Genomic DNA, 18,679 nt, shown 5'->3' on the forward strand with positions numbered 1-18,679 from the left:
TTCCTCAGCGCTCGTTCGTGGTGGTGGGCTCGGCGGCGGCGTTCTCGGCGGTTTCCACCGCGACGGCCTTGCGCATGCTCTCGAGCCAGAAACCGTGCTGGATCGGGTACAGGCCCTCGTCCTCGGTCTTCACGCCGCTCGACAGCACGTTCTTCATGCCGAGGTCCAGCGCGACCTGGTCCGGTCCGTTGAGCTGGTGGGTGGCGCCGCGGCTGAGGTCGTTCCACGGGGCGGCCGACGCGAGATAGGTCTTCTGGCAGGACCGGAACTCCTCGAGGTCGTCCGGGGTGGCCATTCCGGTGGCGTTGAAGAAGTCCTCGTACTGGCGGATGCGGTTGGCGCGGGATTCGGCGCTCTCACCCTTGGGGGCGATGCAGTAGATGGTGACTTCGGTCTTGTCCACGGAGATCGGCCGGAAATGCCGGATCTGCGAGGAGAACTGGTCCATCAGGTACACGTTCGGGTAGAGGCAGAGGTTGCGGGACGCGCCGACCATGAACTCGGCCTTCTTCTCGCCGAATTCTGCGGCGAGCTCGTCCTTGCGGGGGAAGAGCGGGCGGTCCTGCGGGTTGCCCCACCACATCCACAGCAGCAGGTGGCCGTTCTCGAACGAGTGGTAGCCGCCGCCCTGCTTGCCCCAGGTGCCGGCGTCCATCGCCTTGGTCTCGTTGGTCGACTCGCCGGCGGTGCGGCGCGCGGTGGTGGCCGCGTAGTTCCAGTGCGTCGCCGACACGTGGTAGCCGTCGGCGCCGTTCTCCGCCTGCAGCTTCCAGTTGCCGTCGTAGGTGTAGGTGGACGAACCGCGCAGCACCTCGAGACCCTCGGGGGACTGGTCCACGATCATGTCGATGATCTTGGTGGCGTCGCCGAGGTGCTCTTCGAGGGGCTTGACGTCCTCGTTCAGGCTGCCGAACAGGAAGCCGCGGTAGCTCTCGAACCGGGCGACCTTGGTCAGGTCGTGGCTGCCGTCCTTGTTGAACCCCTCCGGGTAGCCGGCGTCGCGCGGGTCCTTGACCTTGAGCAGCTTGCCGTTGTTGCGGAACGTCCAGCCGTGGAACGGGCAGGTGAACGTGGTGCGGTTGTCGGTCTTGCGCCGGCACAGCATCGCGCCCCGGTGGCTGCACGCGTTGATCAGGCAGTGCAGCTCGCCCTCCTTGTCGCGGCTGATCACGACGGGCTGGCGACCGATGTAGGTGGTGAAGTAGTCCCCGTTGTTCGGAACCTGGCTCTCGTGCGCGAGGTAGACCCAGTTGCCTTCGAAGATGTGCTTCATCTCCAGCTCGAAGACTTCCTCGTCGGTGAAGATGTTGCGGCGCACTTGGTATCGGCCGCTGGCCGCATCTTCGACGAGAGCGCCGTCGAGGGCGGCGCGCACATGGTCCAGGGTCTCGGTCATGGGGATCCTCCAGAAAGGGTGTCGGGTCGGCCCCGGCGGAGAATGGGGCTGTTTCCGCGTTATCTCCACCATGCCACCATGTGGCCACAGTCACACCAGGCAAATGCCTAGGCCTACCTAGGACCCTCGGCAGGAGGGTAGGAAGTCCCCAAACGCCCGGTGCGTCCTTTGGGCTGCTGGAACAGCCCAAAGGACGCACCGGGGGTGGGTCACGTCGCCGAGGTGAACTTCTCCCGCCGGATCCGGCGCGGCGACATCCGGCGCCGCTTGCACGCCTTGACGGCGCTGTCGACGAAGGCCTCGGAGCCGCAGATGTAGCCCGTGTACTCCTTCGCCGACGCCACGTCCTCGACGAAGGCGTCGGGGGCGTAGCCCTCGCGGTCGCCGCCGGACTCACGGCTCAGGCACGCGACGAACCGGAAGCCGGGATGCTGCGCCTCCAGCTCGCGGAAGAAGCCGGAGTCGTAGAGGTCCTCGGCGGTGCGCACCCCGTGGTAGAGGACGATCTCGCGCCGCGGATCCAGCGACAGCGCCTGCCGGACGATGCTCTTCATCGGGGCCAGTCCGGTCCCGCCCGCGAGCAGCACCATGGGGCCGGTGGACTCCGCGTCGAACGTGAAGTCCCCGAGCGGTCCGGTGACGTCGACACGGTCGCCGACCGCGACGGTGCCGAACGCCCACCGGTCGCTCGCGACCCCACCCGGCCGGCGACGGACATGCAGCTCGAGCAGCTTCGCCTCACCCGGGGTGTTCGCCAGCGAGTACTGCCGCCGGACGCCGGTGCCCGGGACAGTCAGTTCGACGTACTGCCCGGCGGAGAATTCGAGCGGCGTGTCCAGGGTGAGCAGCATCCGCCGCGTGTCGTGGGCGATGTCGCGGACCTCGGTGACGGTGCCGACGAGGTCGCGCAGCGCGTGGGTGGCGTCCCGGTCCCGGCCGTCGTCGGTGCGTGGCCGCTCGACGACGGTGTCGCCGCACGGCGTGGCCTGGCACGCGAGGGCGAAGCCCGCGTCGCGTTCCGTCGCGGGCAGCGTCGCCTCGGGGGACGTGCGGTGGTCGACGGCGCCCGAGCGGACCCGGATCTTGCAGGTGCCGCACGTGCCCTGGTTGCACGAATTGGGCATCCACACCCCGCTGCGCAGCAGTGCGTCGAGCACGGTCTGCTCGGGTGCGCACGCGACGGTGGTGTCGCCGACGGTGACGGTGGCGCTCATGTCCTAGACCTCCCAGGTGACGTGCAGGGCGGTGGGTCCGCGGAAGCCCCAGCCCCAGAACTCGACGTCGGCGTTCGTGTCCCGCTCGAGGTTGGGGATGGTGTCGAGCAGTTCCTCGAGGCCGATGCGGCACACGTGGTTCGCGAAGTAGATGCCGGCGCACGCGTGGTTGCCGGCGCCGAACGCCAGGTGCGGCAGCGGCGGGCGGGTCATGTCGTATTCGGTGGGGGCGTCGTACTTGCCGGTGTCGTGATTGGCCGAGCCGTACGACAGGATCACCACGGTGCCTGCCGCGATGTCGACCCCGGACACCGTGGTGTCCCGCCTCGCGATGCGGGCGGTCGCCGACCAGATCGGCGACGTCCACCGCATGCCCTCGGCGATCGCGCGCGGAATCAGACCCGGCTCGTCGACGACGGCTTCGAACTGTTCGGGCCGGCTCAACAGCCCCGCCAGCGTCGAGGACATCGCGTGCCCCGGCTCCTGCATGGCCCCGAGCAGGAACACGTACAGCGTGGGATAGATGTACTCGCGGTCGCGGGTCTGTCCCTCGGGCATGCCGTCGTGCAGCCAGTGCGACATCGCACTGTCGTCCGGGTGTTCGATCCAGTGGTCGATCAGGGGATCGACGATCGAGCGGATCTCCGCCTTCGCGGCGTCGCCGGCCGCGAACCGCTCCTGGTCGGTGAATTCACCGTGGTCGTCGACCTCGGCGTTGGTGAAGGAGTCGGACAGCTTGTGGAACCACTCGCGCAGCGTGTCGGAGCCGACGTCCTTCAGCCCGAGCAGGTCGCCGAGGGCGCGGACGCTGACCGGTTCGCAGTACCGGGCGACGAGATCGGCGCGGCCGTCGTTCTCGAAACCCTCGAGGTAGCGGCGGGCGATGGGCCGGACCAGGTCCTCGATCCAGCGGTCGACCTCGCTCGGCTGCAGCGCGGGTTCGACCATCGAGCGCAGATCCTGGTGGATGTCGCCGTTGACACCGATGATCGCGGGATGTCCGAACGTGCGGCCGCCGGCCGGGGTGATGATGGCCTCGAAGTCGTCGCTCGTCGCGATGGCGTGGCACGCCTCGGCGGTCGAGGCGACGAACGCGCCGAGGACGGGGACGAAGGCGACCGGTGCCTCGGCCCGCAGCCGCTCGTAGACCGGGTACGGGTTGCGCTCGAGTTCGGTCATGGTGATCTCGTCGATCCATGAAAGGGTGCTCGTCATCGGTATTGCTCCTCGATGTGTCTTCGGCGGTTAGGCCCCTCGAGCGGGGCCGTTCGTCGGGTGAGGCAGAACATATGACGGCAGTCACACGATCGCCGAGACGATCCGCGCGGCCCCTGGACACATCGCGCGACTTTCTGTGACCGGCGTCTCCGCTACGTACGCTCGTGGTGTGAGTGCGACCGAGATCGGAGACTGGGATGCCGCATCCCGGGCGGTGGCGGACGCGTACTTTCCCCATGAGCTGACCGATTTGTCGGGCACCGACCGGCCGAAGCTGTCGCTGACGACGGTCGATCTCGGCGGGGTGACCCTCGGCCGCCTGCACTGGGGTGCCGACATCGCCATCGCGTGCGACTATCCGGGCGCCTACGAGGTGAACATCCCGGTCACCGGCCGGCTCGAGTCCCGTGGCAGCCACGGCGAGACCGTTTCGGTGCCCGGTCAGGCCACCGTCTTCCGGGCCGACACGCCGAGTGTGATCACCCATTGGGGCGCAACGTGTTCCGTGCTCGGGGTGAAGTTCGACCGGGAGCATCTCGAGCGGGAGGCCGACCGGATCCTCGGTTCGCCGGTGCGATCGAAGCTCGAGCTGCCCGACCAGCTCGACCTGACCGGTCCGGCGAGCGAGTGGCACGGGCTCGTCCGGGCCCTGTCCGAACAGCTCGACGGCGCCCTCGAGGTGGTGCGCAATCCGGTGGTCGGGGCACAGCTCGCCGGTGCCGTGACCGCGGCGTTCGTCCTGGCCGTCGCCCCGCAGGACGGGCCGGCCGGACCCCCGCGGCCGGGCATGATCCGTCGCGTCCTCGACGCCCTGCACGACGATCCCGGCCGGGCGTGGACCTCGGCCGACATGGCCGAACTGGCCGGCACCAGCGTCCGCCGCCTGCAGGAGGCGTTCGCCCACTTCGTCGGCCGCAGCCCGTCGGCGTGCCTGCTCGACATCCGGCTCGACCGCGCCCACGCCGACCTCGTCGCCGGAGCGGGCGCGGTCACCGTCGCCGACGTGGCCTACCGGTGGGGTTTCAGCCACCCCGGCCGGTTCGCCGCGGCGTTCAAGCGGCGCTACGGGACGACGCCCGCGGAGGTCCTGCGCGGCCGCTGACGCACACAGAAGTCCCGGACGTCGAGAACCGTCGAGACGCTTGTCGATGTCCGGGACCTGTGTCGTTGCGTGGGCCTACCCGACCCAGAACTGCGGGGTGGGCCGGTCGAACGACAGCTCCGGGAAGTCGTCGTCGCAGATCGGGACCCGGGCTCGGCGCTCGACGTAGTCGTGGCCGTAGGCGCGCATGTGCTCGATGCACGCGACGGTGTACCCGACGGGATCGGGGTGGACGGCGGTGGCCGGCCGGAAGAGGTTGGGAAAACCCTTCGCCGTCAACGTGTTCGCCGTGCACCGCGCACCGTCGCGGCCGCACAGCGGGAGGGTGCCGTCCCCGTCGACGAGGAACTTGGCCCGCGCGACGACGGTCGAGCCGTCGAGGATGTCCCAGCGGTGGTCGACGTCGTCGTAGCGGGCAGAGGTCGCGCCGGCCGTGTCGTGGACGGCCAATCGCAGTTCGTCGCGCAGGCGGCCGGCCGCCCGCAGGGCGGCGAAGGAGCGCCCGAGGACCACGGCGTCGAACTCCGGGACGGGGGCATGGGCGACGGACTTCGAGGCGGTGGTCATCTCGGGCGCTCCTTCGCGGGTGGAACGCCGCGCGCGGGCGGCAGGGGATCGCCCGCGCGCGGCAGCTGGGGGTTACTTGCGGTAGTAGGCGCTGACGTCGTCGTTGCCGATGAGGTCGGGCACGGTCCAGCCGTCGAGGTCGTACTCGCTCATGAACTGCTCGGCCAGGCCCTTCATGCCGGAGACGATGCCGCGGTTCTCGGCGGCGAAGAGCAGTTCGGCCTTGACGTTCTCGTGGTTGCCGGAGTAGTTGCGCTCGTAGAGTTCGTGGCGGCCGCCGAACTCGGAGCCGATCGAGTCCCACAGGGCCTTCATGACCTTGACCCGGTCCACGGCGGTGATGCCGTCGGAGCCGCGGACGTACTTGTCCAGGTAGGGGCGCACCTCGGGGCTCTTGAAGTCCGCCGCCGACGAGGGCAGGTAGATCAGGCCGGACGCGACGTCCTGCTCGATGATCTCCTTGATGCGCGGGTAGCCGGAGATCATGAACATCCGGTAGGTCAGGCCGTACTCGAGCTTCGGGATGACGGTGTCGCCGATCCACGGCTCGGGGTCGCGGGCCATCGACTCGGTGAGCGACCAGAACAGGTTGCGCCAGCCGATGACCTCCCCGACGCGGGTCTGCACGCCGCGGAAGCCGCCGGCGCCGGTGGCGTCGAGGGCCTTGAGCAGCAGGCCCGCGATGAAGTCGAGCTTGACGGCGAGGCGGGTGCAGCCCTGGAAGGTGAACCGCGGCAGGAATCCGGACTGCGGGAAGAACGCGTTGATCTTCTCCACATCGCCGTACATGAACACGTTCTCCCACGGCACGAGCACCTTGTCGAAGATGAAGATCGCGTCGTTCTCGTCCATGCGCGAGGACAGCGGGTAGTCGAACGGCGAGCCGACCACGGCGGCGTTCTGGCTGTAGGAGGCCCGCGAGATCAGCTTGATGCCGGGCGCGTCCATCGGCACCGTGCAGATCAGGGCGAATTCCTTCTTCTTGATCGGCAGGCCGTAGTGGGCGATGAAGTTGTAGTTGGTGATCGCCGAGCCGGTGGCGACGACCTTGGCGCCGGAGACGATCAGGCCCGCGTCGGTCTCCTTCTCGACCTTCATGAACACGTCGCCGACCTGGTCCGGGGGCAGTTGCCGGTCCACCGGGGGGTTGATGATGGCGTGGTTCCAGTACAGGACCTTCTCCTGCGATTCGCGGTACCAGCGCTTGGCGTTGTCCTGGAACGGGGCGTAGAGCTCGCTGTTGGCGTTGAGGGTGCCGAGGAAGGAGGCCTTGTAGTCGGGGGACCGGCCCATCCAGCCGTAGGTCATCCGCGCCCAGGTGGCGATGGCGTCGCGTTCGGCGAGCAGGTCGTCGGCGGAGGTGGGGGTGCGGAAGAACGGCATGGTCACCCCGCCGTTGCCGGTGTCGGTGGGACAGGTGAGGGTGCCGACGTGCTCGCCGGTGTGGAGCGAGTCGTAGAGGCGGGCGGTCATGCGGATGGAGTTGCGGAACGCCGGATGGTTGGTGAAGTCCTGGACCCGCTCGCCGTGCAGCCAGATCTCGCGGCCGTCCTTGATCGATTCGATGTACTCGTCGCCGGTCATCGGCCGCGTGGCGAAATTCTGCTGCCGGTTCGCCGGGGAATCGGCGGCGACGTTCACCGTGGAGCGGTCGATCGTGTTCTCGCCGGGACGGGACTCGAGAGTGGTCATGGATATCTCCTTGCGGGTGAAGGGAACTGGTAAGTGGTTCCGGGCGGTGGTCAGTTCACCGCGGCATCGAGGTGGAGCGGGGTGAACCGGGTCCGGGCGTCGAACCAGCCGCTGTGCGGATCGTCCATCGAGCCGTTCCATGCGGCGGAGGCGCTCGGTGCGCCGAGTTCGTGGAAGGTGCTCCGGTAGAACAGCAGCGGGGCGGTGTCGCGGCACTGGGCGTCGACGATCTCGCCGATGTAGATCACGTGGTCGCCGCCGTCGTACTCGCGCCACGGGACGCAGGACAGGGTCGCCGCGGCCCCGGCGAGCACCGGCGCCGTGGGTCCGTCCTCGAACACCGGGCCGGGGGTCTGCGGCCGGCCGGCGAAGTGCAGGGCGGTGTCGACCTGGTCCGCGGCGAGGATGTTCACCGCGAACGGTGCGCCGGAGAGGAAGCCGCACGCCTTCGACGTGCGGGTCAGGGTGACCTGGCACAGCCGGGGCTCGAGGGAGACGGCGGTGAACGCGGTGACCGTCGCGCCGTGGGGTGTGCCCTCGTGGTTGGCGCAGGTGATCACGGTGACGCCACTTGCGAACTGTCCGAAGATGTTCCGGAGCCGACGCTGTTCCATTTCGGCGCTCCTCCCGGGTCGATCCGTGCTGGTGTGATGTAGACCATAGGAGCGGGTGGGTGCCGGCTGCGATCCGCTGAACGCGGTCGCTATCCGGTTAGCGCGGTCGGCGTGACCGATGGCCTCGTTTGCCCGGAGACGTGTTGCCCATCACACTGGGCAGTGGGTCTCGGGTATACCGGGACGAAGGTCCCGAATGGCGAACGGCGCCGAAGGTCCCGGGGACGGAAACGGAGGTACGGGGTGAGGTCGACGCCTGATCCGGCCGATTGGGACGAAGCCGAGCATGTGGTGTCCGACGCATACTTCCCGCACACCCTGGCACCGTTGGCCGCCGGTACGGAACCGCACGTCGATGTCCGCGCGCTGCAGCTCGGTCCGCTGCGGCTGGCGCGAATCGGATGGGGCGCCGAGGTCACGGTGCAGTCGGATCATCCGGGTGCCTACGCGGTCAACATCCCCCTGTCCGGGCGCATCGAATCGGTGACGGCGGGCCGCGAGGTGGTCTCGGTGCAGGGACAGGCGTCGGTGTTCCGGCCGGACACCGCCGCCACCATCACCCGCTGGACCGACGACTGCGAGATCGTCGGCGTCAAGCTCGACCGCGACTACCTGGACCGTGAGCTGGCGCGGATCCTGGGACGTCCCGACCTGCAGTTGCCGGAGCAGGTGGACCTGACCGGGGAGGCCGGTCAGAGCTGGATGACCCTGCTGCGGTCGGTGGTCGACCAGCTGCGCGCGGACGAGGAGCTGTGGCGCAACCCATTGGTCGCCGAGCAGCTCTCCGGCGCCCTGACCTCGGCGTTCGTGCTCGCGGTGATGCCCGACGGCGGGACCGGCACCGCGGCGCGACCGCGGATCGTCAAGCGGGTCCTCGACCGCATCCACGAGGATCCGGCCCAGCCGTGGACGTCGGCGGACATGGCCGAGCTGGCGGGCGTGAGCGTGCGCCGCCTCCAGGAGGGATTCCGCGAGTACCTGGGGGTCTGTCCCCGCGACTACCTGCTCGACCTGCGCCTCGAGCGGATCCACGAGGAGCTCGCGGCCGGCGACCCGGCGGCGACGTCGGTCACGGAGGTGGCCATGCGCTGGGGGATGACGCACACCGGCCGCTTCGCCGCCGCCTACCGCCGCAAGTACGGCGTGACCCCGTCCGCGACCCTGCGCGGCTGACGAGACCTACCCGCGGTACCCGAGGTCGGCGCTGAGGTCGTTCGCGGACTTCACCAGGCAGTCCACGGCGAGCGCGCGGAATTCCTCGGGCGTGTGCCGGGCCGTCGACGTCGAGCAGGCGAGCACACCGACCACGGTGCCGGCGGCGTCGCGCACCGGCGCCGCCGCCGAGATGAGGCCCTCCTCGAGCTCGGCGGAGGTGAGCGCGTAGCCCTGGGCGCGCACCCGGGCCAGCTCTGCCCGCAGTTCGTCCGCGTTGCCGACGGTCGCGGTGGCGAGCTTCTCGAAACTCGTGTCGGCGACGACCTGCTCGACGGTGTCGGTGGGGGCCCACGCCAGCAGCGCCCGGCCCATCGACGTCGCGTATGCGGGGACCCGGGTGCCCACCGAGACGTTGATGCTCATGATGCGCCGCACCGGGACCCGGGCGGCGTACACCACCTCGGCGCCGTCGAGAACGCCGAGGGAGGCGGATTCGCCGGTGTACTCGGAGATCTCGACCAGCCGCGGCATGGCGGCCTCGACCAGGGCGTGCGAGGCGGAGTAGTGCTGACCGATGCTGAGCACGCGCGGGGTCAGCGACCATCGGCTGCCCGTGTTGCTCACGTAGCCGAGCTTCTGCAGGGTCAGCAGGATGCGGCGGACCGCGGGCCGGGACAGGTCGGTCTTCGCTGCCAGTTCGGCGAGGGACGGGTTGGGGTGCTGTTCGTCGAACGCGAGCAGCACGGCAAAGCCGCGCTCGATGCTTTGGACGAAATCCCGGTCCTGGCTAGGCATTGCTGGCTCCTACCTGCGGTTTCGGCGCCCAGGGCCACCCGGGTGTTGACAATCACCTGTGACTGGACGCACAGTGTGTGTACGCACTGCGATACGGAAGTACGCACAGCGTACAACCCGAGTGGCGAGAGCGCCAGCCCCGCGATCACCACGACAGCTTTCGTGACCATCGTTCGAGCCTCGCCGAGGAGGACACATGACCACCACCGAGAATCCCACCGCCCACGCGTCCGGCAATGCGGCCACCGACAAGTTCAAGAACGAGCGCGTCTCGTCGGACACGTCGGTCGAGCGTGCCGCCGCCATCTACAAGGATGTGCTCGGGGCGTTCGCCGAGATCATCCACAAGCACGAGGTCACCTACGACGAGTACCGCGTGCTCAAGCAGTGGATGATCGACGTGGGCGAGTACGGCGAGTGGCCGCTGTGGCTGGACGTCTTCGTCGAGCACGAGATCGAAGAGGTGCACTACAACCGCAAGCACTTCACCGGCACCAAGGGCAGCATCGAGGGCCCGTACTACGTGGCCGACTCCCCGAAGCTGCCGGCCACGTGCACCATGCCGATGCGTGCGCAGGACAAGGCGGCCGAGTCCCTGATCTTCAAGGGCCGGGTCACCGACCTCGAGGGCAACGGACTGCAGGGCGCCACCATCGAGTTGTGGCACGCCGACGCGGAGGGCCTCTACTCGCAGTTCGCCCCCGGCATCCCCGAGTGGAACCTGCGCGGCACCGTCGAGTGCGACGACGAGGGCAACTTCGAGATCACGACCCTCAAGCCCGCCCCCTACAAGATCCCCGCCGACGGCCCGACCGGCTGGTTCATCGAGTCCTACGGTGGACACCCGTGGCGCCCCGCCCACCTGCACCTGATGGTGAAGGCCCCCGGCAAGCGCTCGATCACCACCCAGCTGTACTTCCAGGGTGGCGAGTGGGTCGAGGACGACGTCGCGACCGCGACCAAGCCCGAGCTCATCCTCGACCCGCAGCCGAACGCCGAGGGCGTCGACGAGGTGACCTACAACTTCGTGCTCGACCCCGAGGCCTGATCGTCTCCATGGACCGGGTCCACGTGAGTTGACGAATGCCGGTGTCCACCAAGAGGACACCGGCATTCGTCGTCCCCGAGGGTCCACTGTTGCCCGCATCACCGCCGATATCCGATTGTGAGCTGTTCGATGTCCGACCCCGACCTGAAGATCGTCTCGATCGACACGACGATCATCGACGTGCCGCTGGTACGTCCGCACAAGTTCGCCACCACCACCGCCGAGAAGCAGCCCATCCTGCTCGTGGCGATCACCACCGCGGGCGGCGTCACCGGTTACGGCGAGGGCGTCGTGCCCGGCGGTCCGTGGTGGGGTGGTGAATCCGTCGAGACGATGAAGGCGATCGTCGACGGCTACATCGCCCCCTACATCGCCGGCCGCGGCGTCGACGAGATCAGCGGCATCATGGTCGACATCGAACGCGTCGTCTCCGGCGCCCGGTTCGCCAAGGCCGCCGTCGACGTCGCCCTGCACGACGCCTGGGCCCGCGCCCTCGGCGTCGGCGTGCACGCCCTGCTCGGCGGCGCCTTCCGCACCGGGGTCGACGTGCGCTGGGCGCTCGGCGCCGCGCCGGTCGAGGAGATCCTCGAGGAGGTCGAGGAGAAGATGGCGGCCCGCCTGAACTTCGCGTTCAAGCTCAAGATGGGCGCGCTCGACCCGAAGGTCGACACCGAACGTGTCGTCACGATCGCGCAGGCCCTCGAGGGCAAGGCCGGCGTCAGCATCGACGTCAACGCCCGCTGGGACCGGTTCACCGCGCTGCGGTACGTCCCGCAACTCGTCGACGGCGGCGTCGAACTCATCGAACAGCCGACCCCCGGCGAGCAGCGCGAGGTCCTCGCCGAGATCAACCATCTGGTGTCCGCCCCGGTCATGGCCGACGAGTCCGTGCAGACGCCGCACGACGCGCTCGAGATCGCCAAGCTCGGCGCCGCCGACGTCATCGCCCTCAAGACCACCAAGTGCGGTGGGTTGCAACGCAGCAAGGAGGTCGTGGCCGTCGCCAAGGCGGCCGGAATCCGCTGCCACGGCGCCACCTCGATCGAGGGGCCCATCGGCACTGCGGCGTCCATCCACTTCGCCTGCGCCGAGCCCGGGATCAACTACGGCACCGAGCTGTTCGGGCCGCAGCTGTTCGCCGTCGAGCTGCTGCAGACCCCGCTCGACTACTCCGACGGGCAGGTGCACCTCCCGCAGGGGCCCGGCCTCGGCGTCGAACTCGACATGGACGTCGTCAAGCACCTCGCCCGCGACTGACCACACCCGTGCGCGGTTTCGGTAGAAACAGCTACCGAAACCGCGCACGGCCCGAAAGGAGTACGCACCATGGCACTGTTCCACGTTCGCATGGACGTCGACATCCCCCGCGACCTCGATCCCGAGGTGCGGGCCGAGACCGTCGCGCGGGAGAAGGCCTACAGCCAGGAACTGCAGCGCGAGGGCAAGTGGCGGGAGATCTGGCGCATCGTCGGCAAGTACAGCAACATCAGCATCTTCGACGTCGACTCCGCCGACGAACTCCACGAGATCCTGTGGAACCTGCCGCTGTTCCCGTACATGAACATCGAGATCATGCCGCTGACCAAGCACGGATCCGACATCAAGGACTAGTGGCCGCCGGCAGGCCATACTCGGGTAATGGACCTGCCGCTGCACGACGTCTACGCCGAACCGACCCTCGCGGACCTGATGCCGTCCGTGCTCGCGTCCGCGGGGGTGCCCGGCGAGGCCAACCGTCTCGCGCTCGACGAGCAGTCCCGCACCGTCGTGTTGCTCGTCGACGGCATGGGGTGGAACCTGCTGCGGCGCAATGCCGCAGCCGCCCCGTTTCTCACCGGACTCGACGGCCGGCCGATCCGCGCCGGATTCCCCACCACCACCGCGGTGAGCATCGCGTCGCTGGGCACCGGCCTGGCCTCCGGCGCCCACGCCATCACCGGTTACCAGTCCTACGTCGAGGAGATCGACGCCCCGTTCAACTGGCTGCGCTGGACCCTCGCCGGGACCGCGGTCGACCAGCGTGAGCGACTCGTCCCCGAATGGGTGCAGCCCCACCCGACGGCGTTCGAACGCGCCGACGCCGCCGGGCTCACCGTGACCACCGTCGTGCCCCGTAGCTTCGACGGCAGCGGGCTCACCCGGGCCGTGCTGCGCGGCGGCAACTTCGTCGGTGTCTCCGCCTACGGCGACCTGCTCGCCCACGTCGTCGCTGCCGTCGCCGCCGGCGACCGCACCCTCGTCTACTGCTACCTCGGCGAGGTCGACACGATCGGCCACCTCTACGGACCCGAGTCCCCGTCCTGGACCGCGCAGCTCACCGTCGTCGACCGGTTCGTCGAGCAACTCGTCGCGGCCCTGCCCGCCGGGGCGCGGCTGCTGATCACCGCCGACCACGGCATGGTCGACGCCTCCCGGGGCCGTCGCGCCGACTTCGACCACATCTCCGGCCTCTCGGAGGACGTCGACGCGATCGCGGGCGAACCCCGTTGCCGGCACGTGCACACCCGGCGGCCCGACGCAGTGCTGGAGCGGTGGCGCAACGAACTCGGCGACGACATGTGGATCGGCACCCGCGACGACGTGATCGCCGGCGGCCTGTTCGGCCCGGACCCGTCGCCCGCCGCGTGCCGACGCATCGGTGACGTCGTCGCGATCGGCCTCGGCGAGTCCACGGTGATCCGCTCCGACGGCGAATTGGTCATGTCGCAGCTGCCCGGCCAGCACGGTGCGCTGACCGAGGAGGAGCTGCTGGTGCCGTTGCTGCAGGTCTGAGGGCTGAGGGTCCGGAAGATACGTGTGACGGAGAGTACCTCGACCGCGTACCGGCCTCGTCCTATCGTGGCGTACATGCGCACCCACGGATCGACGATCTGGCACTGGACGGTGAGCCTGCGGGCGATCCTCGTCTTCTGGTTCGTGCGGATCTTCGTGAAGCCGCTCTTCACCTGGTGGCCTGCCACCGACCGGGGCATCGAGACCCTCAGCCGGCTCGACCGTCGCGTCGACAAGCTGCTGCCCCGACCGCGTGGCGTCGACATCGACCCCCTGACCCTCGGCGGGGTGCCCAGCGAGCGCATCGAACCGCCGCGACCCGCCCGGGACTCGCTCGCCGGGGTCACCATCCTGTACTTCCACGGCGGCGCCTTCGTGTTCTGCGGCCTCGCCACCCACCGCACCGTCTGCTCACTGCTCGCCGCCGAGTCGGGGGTTCCGGTGTACTCCGTCGCCTACCGGCAGCTTCCCGTGGGCTCGATCGGTACCTCCGTCATCGACGCGATGGCTGCGTACACCGCGCTGCTCGAGACGGTCGAGGACCCCACCCGCATCGTCGTCGCCGGTGACTCGGCCGGCGGCTACCTGGCGATGAAGGTCGCCGAGATCGCCGCGCTGCGCGGCATGATCCGGCCGGCCGCGGTGATCGGCTACTCGCCGCTGCTCAACCTCGAACTCGAGGAGCACGACCCCGACTTCATGAAGCGCGACGCGTACCTGCCGATGCGGCAGGTCGAGAAGCTACGCGACCGCTGGCTCGCCGGTCCCGACTACATCGAGGGCGAGGAGTCGCCCGTCCGTGCCGATCCGGCGCTGTTCCCGCCCGTGTTCTTCTCCGTCGCCGAGTACGAGATCACCCGACCCGACGTCGAGATCATGACCGGCGCCTTCGACGAGGTGGGCGCGACGGTCGAGACCCACCTGTGGGCCGGTCAGGTGCACGCCTTCCCGGTGATAGGGCAGGTGCTGCCCGAGGCCCGCACGCTGCTGCACTACAGCATCGACTTCGTGCGGCGCACCGTCGTCGCGCAGGAGCGTCGCCACACGGCATGACCCCGCCGTGGCGGCCCGATGTCACATCCATTCGATCTGGGCGGTTTCAGGCGGCCGATGCGACAAGCTCGGTGAACGCTTCGGTTGGCGTGCGCCAGCGTAGCGTCTGCCGGGGGCGGCCGTTGAACTCGTCCTGGACCTGCTGCAGGTCCTCGGGCGTGTACACCGACAGGTCGGTGCCCTTGGGGAAGTACTGCCGGAGCAGACCGTTGGTGTTCTCGTTGGTGCCGCGCTGCCACGGCGAGTGCGGATCGCAGAAGTAGACAGCGACGTCGGTGGCCATGGTGATCTGGGCATGAGCACGCATCTCGTGGCCCTGATCCCAGGTCACCGACCGCTGCATCACCTCCGGCAACGACCGCATCGCGGCGATCATCGCATCGCGGACGCCGGACACGTCGCGGACCTTCGGCAGGTGCAGCAACACCACGTACCGGGTGGTGCGCTCGACCAGGGTGCCGATCGCCGAGCGGTTGCGCGCCCCCATGATCAGATCTCCCTCCCAGTGCCCGGGCACCGCCCGGTCCTCGACCTCGGCGGGCCGCTGGGAGATGAGGATCTTGTCGGGAATATGGCGGGCACTGCTCGGCACTCGCCCCTGCGGCACCCGACGGGTGTGCCGGCGCCGCAGATACTCCGAAAGCTCTTTTCGCAGTTCGCCTTTCAGTTGCACATACACGGCCTGGTAGATGGTTTCGTGGGACACCCGCATCTCCGCTCGGTCGGGGAAGTCGACCACCAGCCTGGCCGAGATCTGCTGCGGGGACCAGCGCAGCTTCAGCTTGGCGACGACATACGCGCGCAACTCGGGTGCGGCCATCAGCTTGGCGACTTTCGGTCGCAGTGCTCGGGTCCAGGCCCGCGCGTGGGCCGACACGGCGCGGTAGCTACCGTCGCGGTTGCTGTTGCGTTCGATCTCCCGGTAGATCACCGACCGGTGCCGGCCCAGGTGCGCGGCGATCGTCTGGACCGACTCGTTGCGGGCGAGTCCGAGGGCGACAAGCTCCCGCTCGCCCAGGGACAACGACCGTCCGCCGTGCTCCCAGTGCGGGGCACGGCGGACGGTGCCGTTGGCCTCGTCCTCCCACCGGTAGCCGGTTTGTCGGCTGACACCGACCGCGGCTGCGGCCTTGGCGATCGACACCTTCGTCATGCGCATGGCGAAGAACCTAGCCTTCTTCGCCTCTCGTGCTGCTCGACCCACTGACATCTCCCCTGGTCAGGGAGCGTGTCGCATGGACCACCTGAGTCAGCCCTGAGTGACGCGGTGTGACATTCGGCCGCGTGCCCGAGCGGTCAGGTGTTGGTGTCGGACGGGTTCGGGGTGTCGGGGAACCCGGCGGACGGGGGGCCGTCCTCGCCGGCCGTGCACGTGACCCCGAGGGTGTAGGCGCTCATCGACAGCGATCCGTACGCGAAGCCGTCGACCAGGGGTTCGACGAGATCGTCGCCCACACCAGCCAGGCCCGCGAGGTACAGCAGCGGGAGGAAGTGATCCGTGGTGGGGACCGCGTGCTCGAAGTCGGCGTGCCCGTCGAGACTCGCGACGCCGTCGGGGCGGTCCATGATCATGACCCGCGCCGCCGCGTCGAACCGGTGCGCCCAGTCGAACCCCTCGTCCGGGAGGCGCCGATCCATGCCGGCGAGGTTGTGCACGATGTTGCCGCTGGCCACGACGAGAACGCCCCGTTCGCGTAGCGGCGCGAGCTTCGCGCCGAGTTCGAGGTGGTAGTCGAAATCCTGGTAGGCGTTCAGGCTCAGCTGCACGACCGGCACGTCCGCGGCCGGGAAGGCGTGGGTGAGCACCGACCAGGTGCCGTGGTCGATGCCCCACGAGTCGACGTCCGCGCCGACCCAGGTCGGATGCACGACGTCGGCGATCTCCTCGGCCAGTTCGGGCAGCCCCGGCGCCGGGTACTGCACGTCGAACAGTTGCTGCTCGAAGCCGAAGAAGTCGTGGATCGTGCGCGGGCTGGGCATGGCGGTGACGGCGGTGGCGTTGATGAACCAGTGCGCCGAGATCGCGAGGATCGCACGCGGCGTGGGGACCGCGCGCCCGAACTCCCGCCACGCCCGGGTGTAGCGGTTCGCGTCGAGCGCGTTGCGGGGGCTGCCGTGCCCGAGGAACGCGGCCGGCATGCGCGCGGACGGTTCGGCGGCCACGTCAGATGAGCCTCGGCCGGAGCCATTCCACGAGGTCGTCGAGAACCTGCTTCTTCTCCGGTTCGTTGAACACCTCGTGGTAGAGGCCGTCGTACAACTTCAGGGTCACGTCCGGCGACCCGACCCGCTCGGCGACGAGCCGGCTGCCGGCCGGGGCGGTCAACCGGTCCTCGGCGCCGTGCTGCAGCAGGACCGGCAGGTTCAGCGCAGGCAGCCGGTCGGGGAGGCTCTCCCCGGTGACGACGAGGGCCCGCGCGATGCCGGCGGGCACGAGCCCGTGGTGCACCAGCGGATCGGCTTCGTACGCGGCGACGACGTCGGGGTCGCGGGAGACGCCCGCGGAGTCGAGCTTTTGCACCGGTAGCTGCGGCAGCACGCGCCCGATGAGCTTGCCGAGTTCGACGACGACGCGCGGCGTGCCGGAGGTGACGTCGACCGCGGGGCCGGAGAGGACGAGGGCGGTGAGCTCGTCGGGGTGTTCGAGCGCGTAGGCCAGGGCGACGGCCCCGCCCATGGAGTGGCCGAGCAGGAACCGCGGCAGGCCGGGATTGTCGAAGGAGGCGATGCCGAACAGCCGGTTCACGTCGCCGGTGTACTCGGCCATCTCCCGCAGATATACGCGCCTGCCGCCGGAGCGGCCGTGCCCGCGGTGGTCGAGCGCGTACACCGTGAGGCCGAGATCACCGAGGCGCTCGATCACGTGGTCGTATCTACGTGCGTGTTCGCCGAACCCGTGACACAGCACGAGCACGCCGGTCGGGTCCCCGCCGGGCGACCACACGTCGTAGACGATGCGGGTGCCGTCGGCACTGGTGAACGAAGTCTCGGTTCGCTGCATGATCGCTCCTCACCGCGTGGATCCGCCGCCGGATCGGGTCATCCTTCCACGAAACGCCACCGGATCGGTGCGCATTGCGGCGACCGCGCGGCTGTGTGTTCAGTCCTCGGGTCCCGGCGGTGCCTCGCTGGTCATCGACCGTCGCAGCGCGAGGATCAGGCTCGACATCGCCGACGAGCGGGGCGCGTCGCTGCGGACCACGCCGCACACCGGGACGCTGAGGCGATTGCGCGCCTCGCGCATGTAGGCCAGGCCCGTCCGTGGGGTCTCCGCGGCGGTGCTCGGGTACAGGACCGTCCACGCCCGCGGATTGGTGATGACGTCGAGGGTGGCGGTGTGGTCGCTCGCGATCGACGGCCCGAGCTGCACCCGGCGTCCCACCGCGCGGAAGGCGTCCTCGATCACCGTGTGGATGAGCACCTGGCTGGGCCGGGGCGGCAGCAGCAGCGGGTAGGGCGCCAGGTCGCCGAGGTCGACGGTGGAGAACGCGGAAAGCGGGTGCCGGCTCGACGTGACGATGACCAGGTCCTCGATCCCCAGTTCCACGGTCTCGAGACCCGGGCGGTCGACGCCGCCGCGGATCAGGGCGACGTCGGCGTCGCCGCCGGCGACGGCGTCGATCCGGTCGGCGAAGCTCTTGATGACGAACTCGATGTCGATCGCCGGGTACTGCTCGCGGACGTGGGCGATGGCATCGAGGCTCTGGGACGCGAAGGTCATGTTCGCGGCGATGCGGATGCGGTTGCGCGGTTCGCGCGCCACCGCATACGCCTGCGCTTCGAGGCTGAGCACCTGCTGCGCGATGGGGACCAGCCGCGAACCGGCGGGGGTCAACCGCACCACCCGGGTGGACCGCTCGAACAGCGACGTATCGAGTTCCTTCTCGAGCCGGGTGATCTGGTGACTGATGGCGGACTGGGAGATGAAGCACTTCTGCGCGGCCTTGCTGAAGCTCAGCTCCTCGCTCACGGCGAGGAAGTAACGCAGCTGCCGGAAGTCCATGCCCCCAATCCTACTTATGAGCGATCGAGATAAGACTTCCGCGAATACGG

At 69.1% G+C, this 18,679-nt stretch carries 18 protein-coding genes; 7 read left to right on the forward strand and 11 right to left on the reverse strand.

The genetic code is table 11. The features are described from left to right. Positions 1-4 precede the first annotated feature (4 nt). The 3 genes from benA to OCS65_RS03720 form a co-directional block, all read right to left on the reverse strand. Entirely contained in the window at positions 5-1,396 is a 1,392-nt protein-coding gene (gene benA / locus OCS65_RS03710; RefSeq protein ID WP_263508835.1) for a benzoate 1,2-dioxygenase large subunit, read from the reverse strand. A 209-nt stretch (positions 1,397-1,605) separates the two neighbouring features. After that, a complete protein-coding gene (locus tag OCS65_RS03715) occupies positions 1,606-2,610 on the reverse strand; it encodes a 2Fe-2S iron-sulfur cluster-binding protein (RefSeq protein WP_006946208.1) in 1,005 nt (334 codons plus the stop codon). Between the two features lie 3 nt (positions 2,611-2,613). Then, a complete protein-coding gene (locus OCS65_RS03720; RefSeq protein WP_006946207.1) occupies positions 2,614-3,825 on the reverse strand; it encodes a cytochrome P450 in 1,212 nt (403 codons plus the stop codon). 172 nt (positions 3,826-3,997) lie between these two features. On the opposite strand from OCS65_RS03720, the gene OCS65_RS03725 reads away from it, so the two are divergent. Next, positions 3,998-4,930, forward strand: a complete 933-nt coding sequence (locus OCS65_RS03725) for an AraC family transcriptional regulator (protein ID WP_029546516.1) — start codon at positions 3,998-4,000, stop codon at positions 4,928-4,930. Between the two features lie 75 nt (positions 4,931-5,005). Here the strand turns inward: OCS65_RS03725 and OCS65_RS03730 are convergent, their stop codons facing one another. The 3 genes from OCS65_RS03730 to OCS65_RS03740 form a co-directional block, all read right to left on the reverse strand. Continuing rightward, positions 5,006-5,497, reverse strand: coding sequence for a hypothetical protein (locus OCS65_RS03730; protein WP_072636498.1), 492 nt, complete (start codon positions 5,495-5,497; stop codon positions 5,006-5,008). A gap of 72 nt (positions 5,498-5,569) precedes the next feature. Next, entirely contained in the window at positions 5,570-7,189 is a 1,620-nt protein-coding gene (locus tag OCS65_RS03735) for a 4-hydroxyphenylacetate 3-hydroxylase family protein (RefSeq protein WP_263508839.1), read from the reverse strand. 50 nt (positions 7,190-7,239) lie between these two features. After that, on the reverse strand, positions 7,240-7,803 hold the full coding sequence (locus OCS65_RS03740) for a flavin reductase family protein (protein WP_043802490.1): 564 nt from the start codon (positions 7,801-7,803) through the stop codon (positions 7,240-7,242). A 243-nt stretch (positions 7,804-8,046) separates the two neighbouring features. On the opposite strand from OCS65_RS03740, the gene OCS65_RS03745 reads away from it, so the two are divergent. After that, positions 8,047-8,976 (forward strand): AraC family transcriptional regulator, encoded by a 930-nt coding sequence (locus tag OCS65_RS03745; RefSeq protein WP_043802485.1) that lies wholly within the window; start codon positions 8,047-8,049, stop codon positions 8,974-8,976. Between the two features lie 6 nt (positions 8,977-8,982). On the opposite strand, the gene OCS65_RS03750 is transcribed toward OCS65_RS03745, so the two are convergent. Further along, on the reverse strand, positions 8,983-9,753 hold the full coding sequence (locus tag OCS65_RS03750) for an IclR family transcriptional regulator domain-containing protein (protein ID WP_050036050.1): 771 nt from the start codon (positions 9,751-9,753) through the stop codon (positions 8,983-8,985). Positions 9,754-9,949: 196 nt separating this feature from the next. Between OCS65_RS03750 and catA the strand changes: the two genes are divergently transcribed. The 5 genes from catA (at position 9,950) to OCS65_RS03775 (ending at position 14,626) form a co-directional block, all read left to right on the forward strand. Beyond that, positions 9,950-10,801: a catechol 1,2-dioxygenase gene (gene catA, locus OCS65_RS03755; RefSeq protein WP_065921951.1), complete on the forward strand. Its 852-nt coding sequence runs from the start codon at positions 9,950-9,952 to the stop codon at positions 10,799-10,801. A 129-nt stretch (positions 10,802-10,930) separates the two neighbouring features. Further along, on the forward strand, positions 10,931-12,058 hold the full coding sequence (locus OCS65_RS03760; protein ID WP_029546510.1) for a muconate/chloromuconate family cycloisomerase: 1,128 nt from the start codon (positions 10,931-10,933) through the stop codon (positions 12,056-12,058). A 69-nt stretch (positions 12,059-12,127) separates the two neighbouring features. After that, complete coding sequence (catC, locus tag OCS65_RS03765) at positions 12,128-12,412, forward strand: muconolactone Delta-isomerase (RefSeq protein ID WP_029546509.1); 285 nt, start codon at positions 12,128-12,130, stop codon at positions 12,410-12,412. A 27-nt stretch (positions 12,413-12,439) separates the two neighbouring features. Then, on the forward strand, positions 12,440-13,573 hold the full coding sequence (locus OCS65_RS03770; RefSeq protein WP_029546508.1) for an alkaline phosphatase family protein: 1,134 nt from the start codon (positions 12,440-12,442) through the stop codon (positions 13,571-13,573). A gap of 75 nt (positions 13,574-13,648) precedes the next feature. Next, positions 13,649-14,626, forward strand: coding sequence for an alpha/beta hydrolase (locus OCS65_RS03775; protein ID WP_029546507.1), 978 nt, complete (start codon positions 13,649-13,651; stop codon positions 14,624-14,626). A 46-nt stretch (positions 14,627-14,672) separates the two neighbouring features. Here OCS65_RS03775 and OCS65_RS03780 read toward each other — a convergent pair whose 3' ends face one another. From OCS65_RS03780 to OCS65_RS03795, 4 genes are all read right to left on the reverse strand, one after another. Beyond that, positions 14,673-15,836, reverse strand: coding sequence for an IS30 family transposase (locus OCS65_RS03780; protein ID WP_029546562.1), 1,164 nt, complete (start codon positions 15,834-15,836; stop codon positions 14,673-14,675). A gap of 86 nt (positions 15,837-15,922) precedes the next feature. Beyond that, positions 15,923-16,765, reverse strand: a complete 843-nt coding sequence (ygiD, locus tag OCS65_RS03785) for a 4,5-DOPA-extradiol-dioxygenase (protein WP_029546506.1) — start codon at positions 16,763-16,765, stop codon at positions 15,923-15,925. Positions 16,766-16,790: 25 nt separating this feature from the next. Continuing rightward, positions 16,791-17,627 carry an alpha/beta hydrolase gene (locus OCS65_RS03790; protein ID WP_072636487.1) on the reverse strand — a complete coding sequence of 279 codons (837 nt, stop codon included), beginning with the start codon at positions 17,625-17,627 and terminating at the stop codon, positions 16,791-16,793. Between the two features lie 99 nt (positions 17,628-17,726). Then, positions 17,727-18,629: a LysR family transcriptional regulator gene (locus OCS65_RS03795; RefSeq protein ID WP_029546504.1), complete on the reverse strand. Its 903-nt coding sequence runs from the start codon at positions 18,627-18,629 to the stop codon at positions 17,727-17,729. Positions 18,630-18,679: the final 50 nt, after the last annotated feature.

Origin of the sequence: Rhodococcus aetherivorans (assembly GCF_025722975.1) — a bacterium.
Lineage (GTDB): Bacteria > Actinomycetota > Actinomycetes > Mycobacteriales > Mycobacteriaceae > Rhodococcus > Rhodococcus aetherivorans.